Raw genomic sequence first — 12,177 nt, 5'->3', positions numbered from 1 at the left:
ACTTATTTTTGGTTTACAATACTCAGCAGGGCAAATATGCGGAAAACCACACACACCTTTATCTGAATGGAACAGGTGCCATTCCAGAAGAAGCGCAATCAATCCCTTGATTTCCAACAATTCTTGCCAAATCACACCCGCGCAAGGGATTAAATACGCCCCACCAATACACCCGGAGGTTTTCATTAAAGTCGCCACAACGCAAGCAGGGATAGCAAAAAAATTTACGCCGCCTCGTGCCAGCCTTCCCGGACTTTTACCTTCAAATACAGAAATTTATCCTTTGCCCGGAAGAAAAACCCTGAAGATCGGGAAATTATACAAACCCGAGTCTGTAGCCCCGATGGTTCCCCGAATGAAATTTCCACAACCCGCCCGATAGTGCGTCCTCCTGAAACGACAAAAAGCCGGATCACATCATTGTGCCATCCGGCTTTCATCTGTATTTATGGCTGTCACAGGGGCAGGACCTCACACAAGGATTTGTTGTACAGGGTTACTTTGCCGCCAATGTCTTTCTGTCGGGTAAAAAGATAATGCCCAGCAGAATGTTTTCATCAATGCCGGTTTTCTCTGCCACCTTATAAATCGATTGTTCCGGTGTTGCGGCAATACCTTGCCCGGCCAGCTTTGCAATAATCACGTCCGGTTGGTTTCCGATAACCGCCGCCAGTGCCGATAACGGGGCAAAGACCAGGGCTTCCTCAATCGGGCGTTCCAGTTGCGGGCCGGTAATCAGCCCCCATGAAAAACACGACAAAACAAAAACAATCCCGAAACCGGCAGCAAAAATAGTACCCGACCGTGACTTCAACCGACTTTTGAACGGTTTGAAATTAACAAAAATATGCGCCCCGGCCCCGATCAGAAAAAACCACGAAAACCACTGATGCACTACCGCAGTTAACCCGTCTTCAAATTCAAAAAACAGCATCAGGCCGGTTCCCGCCATCAATAGAAAGGCACCGATGGTTAGTTGGGTCGCCCAGCTGCGCAAGAAAGCCATTTTGGTCATGCCATCAAATCCTGTTTTGGCCGGGCCACTTGTAAATCTGTGCAATTTACCGTGGCAATGTCGGCATACCTTCTATAATAATGTGTAATATGCACATAACAGAGGCCGGGTTGATGTCAAGAAAAAGCGTGCAAAATACACATATGAACACGCAGATGCGCAACCTGCACGGTGCGCTGATCGAAATCATCAGCGTGATGAACCGCCCGCAGCGCGATGATGCCATGATCCGCGAGGCAGGCATCACGCTTGACCGCGCGCTGTTTCCATTACTGGTTCTGGTGGAAAAACTTGGCCCGATTGGCATTGTTGACCTGGCCGAACGGGTTGGCCGCGACCACACAACCGTCAGCCGTCAAATTGCCAAACTGGAAAATCTGGGCCTGATCACACGCCAATCCGGCGCGACAGATAAACGTGTACGTCATGCAATCATTGCCCCGGCAGGCAAACAAATGACCGACGCCATCGACCGTGCCCGCGAACGGATCGGACAGGCTATTTTCAATCAATGGGATGAACACGACCTTAGCGAACTTGTCCGTCTGACCCGCAAATTCGCCGACGCCATCAAAGACCCGCAACAAGCCGAAAGCTAAGATACGCAAGCAGTTAAAAGCACCAAGGTCAGGGTTATTCGGGCCGAACCAGCCCCACCTGTTGCAGGGCTGCTTCCTGATTGCCTGCCAGTTCGGCTTCATTAAAATCGCCGACCAGATCGTGGAAAATGCGAAACCAGTTGACCTTGGCATCGAGCCTTAAAAAAACTGATCCCAAGCCAACCGCAGCCCGGTCTACCAGCACAAATTCACGCGGCGGCTTTACCCCGCCCAAACGGCGCAATTCGGCATGAACCTTGCCCGCCACTTCGGCCCCATAGGCGACCGAATTGCTTTCTTCCATTTTACGTTCGCGGTCATCAAGCAGCGGGCCATACACAAACCCGGCCCAAATATTTAAAACATCAATCAATTCATTTGAAAGGTTGGTAAAGCCCCAGCTTTCATAGGCCGCCACCGCCTTTTCGCGGTCGCCATCACGCAATGCCTGATAAAGAGAAATCACAGCACCAACAAAACTGGGCTGAAACACGCGGATACAACCAAAATCCAGCAAATTTACGCTAAGGTCATCGCATAGGGAGTAATTGCCCAAATGCGGGTCGCCATGAATAACGCCGTATTTATAAAATGGGACATACCAGGCGCGAAACATGTTCAGCGCCACCTGGTTCCGCTCTTCCTCCGACGGATTACGATCCACAAACGATTGCAGTTTACCGCCCTGAAGCCAGGTCATGGTCAGCAAACGCCGCGTCGTCAGGTCCCCCACCGGTTCAGGTACATGGACATGGGATTCGTCCCGAAGCATATGGCGATATAACGCCATCTGTTTGGCTTCGCGTTCGTAATCCAGTTCCTCGCGCAGGCGCGCGGTTAATTCCAGCTGGATGTTTTCAGCATCAATTGCACTGTCATATCGGCGATAAATGGCAAAGGCTGCGCGCAGCTGTTTTAAATCGGCCTCTACGGTTGCCGACATATCAGGATATTGCAGCTTACAGGCCACATCGCGGCCACCGGGCAAAGTGGCCTTATGCACCTGCCCCAACGATGCCGCCGCCGCCGCGTCCTTGCCAAATTCGGCAAATTTGTCCTGCCAGCCAGCCCCCAGTTCGGTGCGCATCCGGCGTTTGACAAACAGCCAGCCCATCGGCGGGGCATCGGCCTGCAACCCTGCCAGCGCATCGGCATAGTCACGCGGCAGGGCATCGGGGATCGTCGATAATATTTGCGCCACCTTCATCAGCGGGCCTTTGAGCCCGCCAAGGGCGGCGGTTAGATCGGCGGCATAACGCCCGTGATCAACCTCGGTTCCAAAAACCTTACCAACCGCAAGGCGCGTCGCCAGTTTCCCGGCTGACGCCCCCACGCGAGCATAACGACGCACGCGTCCGCCAAAACGATTATCTTCGGATTGGCGAAAATCGTCGTCGTTATCATTGCTCATATCAGGAAAGTTCCTCCAGCTCGTCAATCAGACGTTTGATCATGTTCAGGCCGCGCTGCCAAAATGCCGGGTCGGATGCATCCAGCCCGAACGGGGCCAAAAGTTCCTGATGACGCTTGGTACCGCCCGCTTTGAGCATATCGAAATATTTATCGGCAAAGCCATCTTCGGCATTTTGATAAACATCATACAGCGAATTCACCAGGCAATCGCCAAAGGCATAGGCATAAACGTAAAACGGTGAATGGATGAAATGCGGGATATATGACCAGTAATATTTATATTCCTCGTCATACCGGATCGCATCTCCCAGACTTTCCTTCTGTACGTCGATCCAGATCTGGCAGATCTCCTCGACCGTCAGTTCGGCTTCGCGACGTTTGGAATGCACGCGTTTTTCAAATTCAAAAAACGCAATCTGGCGCACCACAGTGTTGAGCATATCCTCAACCTTGCCTGCCAGCATGATGCGGCGCATTTTCGGGTCGGTTTCGGCGCGCAACATCGACTGGAAAGTCAGCATTTCGCCAAACACCGATGCGGTTTCGGCCAGGGTCAGCGGCGTATCGGACAGGAAATAGCCCTGTTCGCCCGCCAAAATCTGATGCACACCGTGGCCAAGTTCATGGGCAAGGGTCATCACATCGCGGGTTTTACCATGATAGTTCAGCAACAAATAGGGGTGTGCTGACGGCACAGTCGGGTGGGCAAAAGCACCCGACGATTTACCGGCACGCGGCGGAACATCAATCCAGGGGTTATCAAAAAACCGTTTGCCAATATCGGCCAGGTTTGGTGAAAATTCGCCATATGCCTTCAAAACGGTTTCGCGCGCTGACTCCCAGTCAATCTGGCGGTCGTCATCTTCGGGAAGGGGTGCGTTACGGTCCCAGTAATCAAGCTGATCAACGCCAAACCATTTGGCTTTCAGCTTGTAATAACGGTGCGACAAATCCCCATAGGATGACGTAACCGCTTCGCTAAGTGCTTCAACAACATCGTCTTCCACCTGGTTCGACAGGTTGCGTGCACTAACCGGCGTTGGGAAACTGCGCAAACGATCGTCAATTTCCTTGTCTTTCGCCAGGGTGTTGGTGATGTGAGCCAGCAATTTAATGTTTTTGCCCAAAACATCGCCAATTGATTTCGCGGCAACCTTGCGGTCCTCAACCTTGGTTGATGACAACATATTGGCCGCATCCGACATGGTCAGGTCCTGACCATTGATCGGAAAACGCAGTTCGGCCATGGTTTGATCAAACAAACGGATCCATGCCCCTGAACCGGCCACTTCACGTTCATGTAAAACCTGTTCAACTTCGTCCGAAAGCTGATGCGGGCGGAAAGACCGGTTTTCATCCAGCCACGGACGATAGCGCGCCAGGGCATCACTTTCGTCGTATTTGGCTTGCAATGCACTTTCGTCGATGCGGTTTAATTCCAGCCCGAAAAACAGGGTAAAGCTGGAAATGGTGGTCAGTTGTTCGCGAACACCCTGGTAAAACTGGCCAATTGCCGGATCGCTGCCGTCCCCCGCATGAAGAAGGCCGGCAAAAGACCCGATCTTGCCGCAAATTTCGGAAATGCCTTCATATTCGACAATTGCCGCGGCCAAAGCATCGCCGGAAAGACCGGCCAGTTTGCCTTGATAATCCTTCTGGAACGCCTCCGAACGCTGTTTGGCATCGTCAAGATCTTTGCGAATGGCGGGGTCTTTGGCATCCGCATAAAGATCGCTTAGATCCCAGGTCGGCAGGTTCTTGTTGATCGCGTTCATTGGTCCTCCAGATAATTCGGAACATAAAAGGCTTTGCTGCGATATAAGACAAAGATATTTTAATCGCCAGCATGACGCGGCAAAAAGATCAAAAACAGTTTATCTGATCACCGTTTCGATGGGCTTCGTACAACATATATATAAGAAAACGATTACAGGGAAACGCCATGACGCAATTGCAGGATTATGCCAACTGGCAGAACTTGCCGATGATGTTTTTTGATCTGGCAAAACATCATGGCGACAAACCACTTTGGTGGACCAAATCGTCAGAAACGGGTGAATTTGTTTCAATCAGCTGGCGTGAAGCTGCCCATCAGGTGCGCGCACTTGCCCGTGCGCTGTATAAATCGGGGGTGCGCCCCGGCGACCGCGTTATTTTATTGTCAGAAAACCGCACCGAATGGGGCATCGCCGACCTGGCGATTATGTGCGTTGGCGCATTTACCGCCCCGGCCTATTCAACCAACACCGAACGCGACCATCTTCATATTATCGAGGATTCCGGTGCCAGCCTGGCAATTATATCGACCAAAAAACTGGCGCAGCCGTTTTTGCATGGCGCACTGGATTCCGGCCGTTGCCGCCACGCCATCACGATCGAGGATTGGGGCCAAAACTTTGTTGGCGGCATTACCATTTCACGCTGGAACGACATGATCGACGAGGGCAGCGCCCTTGACCACGACGTGGACGCCTGGGTTGCCAATATCAAACGCGAAGATACTGCCTGCCTGATTTACACATCGGGCACCGGTGGCGCCCCCAAAGGCGTGATGCTTAGTCACGGGGCCATTATCAACAATTGCGCAGGCGCGTTCGATATTATCGAGACCCTGGGCATTAAGGACGAAGTTTTCCTGTCGTTTTTGCCGCTGTCGCATTCCTATGAACATACTGCCGGCCTTTATTTCCCCATCAGTATCGGTGCGCAAATTTACTATGCCGAAAGCCTGGACAAACTGGCTGCCAACATGGCCGAAGTCCGCCCGACCATCATGACAGCAGTGCCCCGCCTGTATGAAATGCTCTATCAACGCCTGAGCCGTACACTGGAAAAAGAAGGCGGCTTTAAACTAAAGCTGTTTAACCTGACACTGCGTCTGGGCCGCAAAAAATATGAAGGCACCCGACTAAACCCGATTGAATGGGTCCAGAATCTGGTGTGCGAACTGTTGTTACGCCGCAAACTGCGCCAACGATTTGGCGGTCGCCTTAAAGCCATGGTCTCGGGCGGGGGGCCGTTAAACTACGAACTGGGTGTTTTGTTTGTCTCGTGCGGGTTGCGCATTTTGCAAGGTTACGGCCAAACCGAATTTAGCCCCGTTGTGTCGTGCAATCGGGCCGAAAACAATAAATTACGCACCGTTGGCCCGCCAATGGTGGGGGTTGAATGCAAAATTGCCGATGACGGCGAAATTTTGCTGCGCGGCGAAAGCATCATGAAGGGGTATTGGAACCTGCCCGATACAACCGCACAAACCATTATCGACGGCTGGCTGCACACGGGCGACATCGGCCAGTTTGACGATGAAGGCAGCCTGATGATTACCGATCGCAAGAAGGATATTATCGTTAATTCCGGCGGGGATAATATATCGCCCCAGCGCATCGAAGGGTTGCTGACCCTGGAAACCGAAATCGCACAGGCCATGATCTATGGCGACAACCAGCCCTATCTGGTTGCCATTTTATCCCCCGAAGAAGACGTAATGCGAGATTTCGCCCGCGCCCATAACCTTGAAAACAAGATCGAAACCCTGGCCGAAAACGAGGATTTCCGTAAAATGATCCGCAAGGCCGTAGACCGGGTCAATACCCGCCTTTCAACCATCGAAAAGGTACGTAGCTTCACCTTTGCCGACAGCGCCTTTAGCATCGAAAATGAAATGCTGACGCCATCGATGAAAATTCGCCGTCACAAAATTCGTGCGGCTTATGAACAACGCCTGGTGTCCCTTTATCAGCGCAAACGGCAAAGCTGATTGCGGCGTATCATCCCCTCGCCCGGTCTATTCCGGCGAGGGGATTCCTCGCGCCATTCCTTTCCGGCCAGCTTTTATTTAGCATGATTTTGGCTGTTAGCCCGGTGCATATCGGGTTGTGTTGGCTGCAAGGCATTCGCGCTTTTTATACAAAATCAACCATCCACCGCCACCACCAAACGGATTATAAACAAGGTCAAACCATCGCCCAGATTGTAATCGCGCAATAAATCCGTCATAGTGAGTGAATGAAAAACAAACGGAACCACCCGGAATTTCTTTTTCAAATTCAGGCAGCCGTTTTGCTCCTGCCCAGGCTTTGTTATGCCCTGCCGGTTTATCGTTTCATTCCGATCACACGCACGTTTCTGATCATTGTCGCTTGTGCAGGCTCGCTGATGTGGCCTGCTACGTCTTCTGCGCAGCAGGTTTGCCGTAACATCAACGTTGGATACAGTTATTATCCACCATTTTCCTATCAGGATGCAAATGGCCTTGTAAAAGGTGCATCGGTTGAAGTCGCAAAGCGTGCCTTTAATCAAATGAAGGTTGATGTCACACTGGTACAAATGCCATGGGCCCGCCTGTTACGAGAAGCACAGGACGGATCGATAGATTTCATTGCTGCGGCCTACCGCACGCCGGACCGCCTTGCCTGGGCAACATATAGTGATGTTCCCATTGGCTATGAACGCATTGTTGTTATCCATGACAGCCACACCCGTTTTGACGAACCCACACTTAATGATTTACGACGCAAGAAGGGGCTTTTGCGCCGGGGGGACAGTCACGGCCCTGAAGTGGACCAGGCCATTGCCAAAAACATCCTGACAGTCGACGAAATCCCCGAAATCGAGGTTGGCTTGCGAATGCTTGATGCCGGGCGGGCGGATTATTTATTAACAAGTGACGCCGTTGCCCGGGATATGTTGCGTCAGCATCTATATCCCGACCTGTCATTCAGCCGGGTCAAGGTGGCTGGCGAAGCCCTTTATGCCCTTTTTTCACAGCAAAGCCCCTGCGTTGCACTGGCGGATCAGTTCAATCAAACCATCCGCAATTTACACCGGCAGGATTTAATGCCGACCCTTCTGGTACAATATCTTAAATCCGTTGGGTCCCCGCTGGTGGTAGAGCTTGCATCGCAATCACCCACACAGGATTTGGGAAATTAACCCGGCCTGTTGCCAAATCCAAACCATCCGCACCGGCCCCCAAACATCGTTGCACAGTTGCAGTAACGGTAACGGTAGCACACGCATTACGCCTCATAAGGTTAGGCTGGTGTGATATTGGGTAATCTGCGAAATTGCATATTACCCTTTCGCTAAACAGTTTGGATCTTAACGCTATGACGTCCCCGAACACCGATCAGTATTTATTGCTAATCCGGGGCCTGCCGGGGTCGGGTAAATCAACGCTTGCACAACAATTGTGCCAAAACGGCGATCTAATTCACCTTGAAGCCGATATGTTTATGGTTGATGGCACCGGAAAATACCGGTTTTCACCTACAAAACTGGCCGATGTCCATGCCCGGTGCGAACGCGAAACCCGCACCCACCTGGAAAACGGGCGCAGTGTGGTTGTGTCCAATACTTTCAGCCAGATTTGGGAAATGCAACCCTACTTTGATATGGCAGCACAAAGCGTAATTCCGGTTCAAATCATTGAATGCCAGGGTCAATTTAAATCCATCCACGATGTCCCGGAACGCGGTTTAACCGCCATGCGCAATCGTTGGGAAAAACTGCCCCGCAAATAAGCCAACGGCCCGGCGTCTGCCAAACAGACGCAAGGCCGCCATTTTTTCTTCGCTTATATAAATTGATGCTGAAATTTATTGTGCTGCCGAGAAAACCTTCTTCAGCACATCGGTCGTCCATTGACCCGGATTATTGCGGATCTCGCCTTCCTGTACTGCCAGATAATGAAACAGGCCTTTCATGGCGGCATCGGTGGCATAATCGGTAAGGGATGTTTTCACATCAGGCATCATTGGCAATTTGTCATATTGCCCCAGCATCTGATCGTAAAGCTGCAACGCGCCAGTATCGGAAAGGGCGTCATTCATCACCGGACGCATGTCATTGGCAATTCTGGTACCGGAAACCTTTTGCAAATAGGCCGTTGCCGCATCGTCCGGCCCTTGCAAAATGGCCTTGGCATCGGCAACAGTCATTTTTTTGACGGCATCAACCAGAATATCACCGGCGTTATCCATCGCACTTTCAGCGGCACGGTTCATGCGCAATTCAATTTCATCGCCGTAACTGCCCATTCCGGCCTTGTTTAACAACGATTGTGCCCGCTTCACCGTATCAGGCAGCGGAATGTGCGCCACCGGGTCCGTATTAAAACCATCCTTGGCACCTAACATCGCGGTTACAGCACCAATTCCTTTATCAAGGGCCTGGCGCAAACCATCATCGACCATCCCTTGCGACAACGACGACACTGCGCTGTTCGTACCTGTCGTGGTGCCAGATGACGCCGACGAAGACGTTGTATCGCCTGACGAGGACTGGTTGTTCATCACATCGCCCAGCGCCTTCTTGGCCGAACTGAAAAACGAATTTTCCGCCTGGGCAGGAACAGCAGTTAAAACAACGCCGCCAGTTAAAATGGCAGCACCCGCAACACAGGCAATTTTACGCGACAACAAGGTCATTCAAGGTTCCCCGACCAATGAAAATGAAACATCCATTGTATGTGATAAATCATCACGGCCAAATTATGTTTGTAAAATAAACAGTCAAGCTGGCCAAAACTGCGGCTTATCCGTCAGCAAGTTCAACTTTCTTGCCATTTAGCAACAAGACACCGGCCTCGGCCGAAACCGGCACCGTTGCCCCGTCATGCACCACGCCTTCCAGAATTTGCATGGCCAGCGGGTTCTGCAAATACCGTTGGAACACACGTTTAAGCGGGCGGGCACCATAAGCCGGGTCATACCCCTTGTCCGCCAGCCAGCTTTTGGCGAAATCGTCCAGCTTCAGCGTGATCTTGCGATCGGCCAACAGCTTTTCCAAACGGCCCAGCTGGATATCAACGATATGATCCATCTGGGCGCGCTCCAGACGATGGAACAACAGGACTTCGTCCAGACGGTTCAAAAATTCCGGCCGGAACGACGCCCGAACCACTTCCATGACCTGGCTGCGCACTTCGCCGCTATCATGACCTTCCCCCTGTGCCGCCAGAATTTCGGACCCCAGGTTGGATGTCAGAATAATCAGCGTATTACGGAAATCCACTGTGCGGCCCTGCCCGTCGGTCAACCGTCCTTCGTCAAGCACCTGAAGCAGCACGTTAAACACATCGGGATGGGCTTTTTCCACCTCGTCAAACAGCACCACCTGGTACGGGCGACGACGCACAGCTTCGGTTAAAGAACCGCCTTCTTCATAACCAACATAGCCCGGAGGCGCGCCAATCAAACGGGCCACCGCATGTTTTTCCATGAATTCCGACATATCAATGCGCACCATGGCCTGTTCATCGTCAAACAGGAACTGTGCCAAAGCCTTTGTCAGTTCGGTTTTACCAACCCCGGTCGGACCTAAAAACAGGAACGACCCAATCGGACGGTTCGGGTCCTGCAACCCGGCCCGGGCCCGACGCACCGCATTGGAAATGGACCGGACGGCATCGTCCTGCCCCACCACGCGCTTGCGCAGGACATTTTCCATATCAAGCAGCTTTTCACGCTCGCCTTCCAGCATTTTATCAACCGGAATACCAGTCCAGCGCGACACCACCGATGCAATATGCTTTTCGGTAACGGCCTCGTCTTTCATACCGTGGGTAGGATCATCCTCTGCCTTGGCCAACAATCGTTCAAGGGCGGGAATTTCCTGATACTGCAACTGCCCGGCCCGCTCCAGCAAGCCGTCACGCATGGCGCGTTCCAGCTCGCCGCGCGCCTGGTCAAGCTGTTCCTTGATATGCGTCGACGCCGCAAGTTCGCTTTTCTGCGATTCCCACTTTGCCGTAAGTGTCGCAGACTTATCTTCAAGTTCGGACAGTTCCTTGTCCAACCGGCCCAGCCGGTCTTTTGATGCGTGGTCTTCCTCTTTTTTCAGCGCTTCGCGTTCAATTTTCAACTGAATGATCCGGCGGTCAAGCTCGTCGATTTCCTCGGGCTTGGAATCCAGTTCCATCCGCAGGCGCGACGCCGATTCATCCATCAAATCGATGGCTTTATCGGGCAAAAACCGGTCGGTGATATAGCGGTTTGACAAGGTTGCTGCCGCCACAAGGGCCGCATCGGCAATACGCACACCATGATGCAGTTCGTATTTATCCTTGATCCCGCGCAAGATCGATACCGTGTCTTCGACAGTCGGCTCGCTGACAAATACCGGCTGGAAACGGCGGGCAAGGGCCGCGTCCTTTTCAATATATTTACGGTATTCATCAAGCGTGGTGGCACCCACACAGTGCAATTCGCCCCGTGCCAGCATCGGTTTTAGCAGGTTCGATGCATCCATCGACCCTTCCGACTTGCCCGCCCCGACCAGGGTGTGCAACTCGTCGATAAACAAAATCACCTGTCCGGCTTCAGCTTCGATTTCGGACAAAACCGCTTTCAGCCGTTCTTCAAATTCACCGCGAAACTTGGCCCCGGCAATCAACGCCCCCAGATCAAGCGACAGCAGCTTTTTGGTTTTCAGGGTTTCAGGAACATCACCCTTCACAATGCGCAAGGCAAGGCCTTCGGCGATGGCTGTTTTACCAACACCGGGTTCACCGATCAGAACCGGGTTATTTTTGGTCCGCCGCGACAAAACCTGAATGGCCCGGCGAATTTCTTCGTCCCGGCCAATCACCGGGTCCAGTTTGCCCTCGCGGGCGGCTTCTGTCAGGTCGCGTGCATATTTTTTAAGGGCATCATACTGGCTTTCCGCCCCTGAACTGTCCGCAGTGCGGCCTTTGCGTAAATCATTGATAACGGTGTTAAGCCCCTGTGCCGTTACCCCGGCATCTGCCAGAACCTTACCGGTTACCGATTTGGTATCCAGGGTTAAGGCCAGCAACAAGCGTTCCGATGTGACATAACTGTCACCGGCTTTCTGGGCAATTTTCTGGGCTTCATCAATCAGGCGGGCAAACTCGCTCGACAGGTAAACCTGGCCATTGGCACCGGTCACTTTGGGCAGCTTCGCCAGTTCCTGTTCGGTGCGTTGCAGGGCAAGTTTAGGGTCCCCGCCCTGCGCCTTGATCAGGTTGGCCGCAAGGCCTTCCGTATCATCAAGCAACACTTTAAGCAGGTGAACCGGCACAAATTGCTGATGATTTTCGCGCAAGGCCAAAGTTTGCGCCGATTGCAAAAATCCTTTGGACCGGTCGGTAAATTTCTCAAATTCCATTATCTGTCACTCCTTGAG

9 protein-coding genes are annotated in these 12,177 nt (G+C 52.3%); 4 read left to right on the top strand and 5 right to left on the bottom strand.

Annotated features, from left to right (window positions below; translation table 11 throughout):
* Window positions 1–496: 496 nt before the first annotated feature.
* Window positions 497–1,015 carry a hypothetical protein gene (locus tag J4E05_RS16160; RefSeq protein ID WP_349597478.1) on the bottom strand — a complete coding sequence of 173 codons (519 nt, stop codon included), beginning with the start codon at window positions 1,013–1,015 and terminating at the stop codon, window positions 497–499.
* Window positions 1,016–1,158: 143 nt separating this feature from the next.
* Between J4E05_RS16160 and J4E05_RS16155 the strand changes: the two genes are divergently transcribed.
* Window positions 1,159–1,614, top strand: a complete 456-nt coding sequence (locus J4E05_RS16155) for a MarR family winged helix-turn-helix transcriptional regulator (RefSeq protein WP_349597476.1) — start codon at window positions 1,159–1,161, stop codon at window positions 1,612–1,614.
* Between the two features lie 34 nt (window positions 1,615–1,648).
* Here the strand turns inward: J4E05_RS16155 and J4E05_RS16150 are convergent, their stop codons facing one another.
* Window positions 1,649–3,025 (bottom strand): ABC1 kinase family protein, encoded by a 1,377-nt coding sequence (locus tag J4E05_RS16150; protein ID WP_349597474.1) that lies wholly within the window; start codon window positions 3,023–3,025, stop codon window positions 1,649–1,651.
* A 1-nt stretch (window position 3,026) separates the two neighbouring features.
* Window positions 3,027–4,802 (bottom strand): M3 family oligoendopeptidase, encoded by a 1,776-nt coding sequence (locus tag J4E05_RS16145; RefSeq protein ID WP_349597472.1) that lies wholly within the window; start codon window positions 4,800–4,802, stop codon window positions 3,027–3,029.
* A 167-nt stretch (window positions 4,803–4,969) separates the two neighbouring features.
* On the opposite strand from J4E05_RS16145, the gene J4E05_RS16140 reads away from it, so the two are divergent.
* From J4E05_RS16140 to J4E05_RS16130, 3 genes are all read left to right on the top strand, one after another.
* The gene (locus tag J4E05_RS16140; RefSeq protein WP_085591660.1) at window positions 4,970–6,787 is read left to right on the top strand and encodes an AMP-dependent synthetase/ligase; all 1,818 of its coding nucleotides are present in this window, start codon (window positions 4,970–4,972) and stop codon (window positions 6,785–6,787) included.
* A gap of 248 nt (window positions 6,788–7,035) precedes the next feature.
* Window positions 7,036–7,962, top strand: coding sequence for a substrate-binding periplasmic protein (locus tag J4E05_RS16135; RefSeq protein WP_349597470.1), 927 nt, complete (start codon window positions 7,036–7,038; stop codon window positions 7,960–7,962).
* A 176-nt stretch (window positions 7,963–8,138) separates the two neighbouring features.
* Entirely contained in the window at window positions 8,139–8,552 is a 414-nt protein-coding gene (locus tag J4E05_RS16130) for an ATP-binding protein (RefSeq protein ID WP_349597469.1), read from the top strand.
* A 75-nt stretch (window positions 8,553–8,627) separates the two neighbouring features.
* Here J4E05_RS16130 and J4E05_RS16125 read toward each other — a convergent pair whose 3' ends face one another.
* Complete coding sequence (locus J4E05_RS16125; protein ID WP_085591654.1) at window positions 8,628–9,458, bottom strand: DUF4197 domain-containing protein; 831 nt, start codon at window positions 9,456–9,458, stop codon at window positions 8,628–8,630.
* Between the two features lie 106 nt (window positions 9,459–9,564).
* On the bottom strand, window positions 9,565–12,159 hold the full coding sequence (gene clpB, locus J4E05_RS16120; RefSeq protein ID WP_085591652.1) for an ATP-dependent chaperone ClpB: 2,595 nt from the start codon (window positions 12,157–12,159) through the stop codon (window positions 9,565–9,567).
* Window positions 12,160–12,177 lie beyond the last annotated feature (18 nt).

This window comes from Thalassospira sp. NFXS8 (assembly GCF_040148805.1).
Classification (GTDB): domain Bacteria; phylum Pseudomonadota; class Alphaproteobacteria; order Rhodospirillales; family Thalassospiraceae; genus Thalassospira.
The sequence above is the reverse complement of the archived record's forward strand: the minus strand, read 5'-3'. Positions and strand labels throughout refer to the sequence as shown.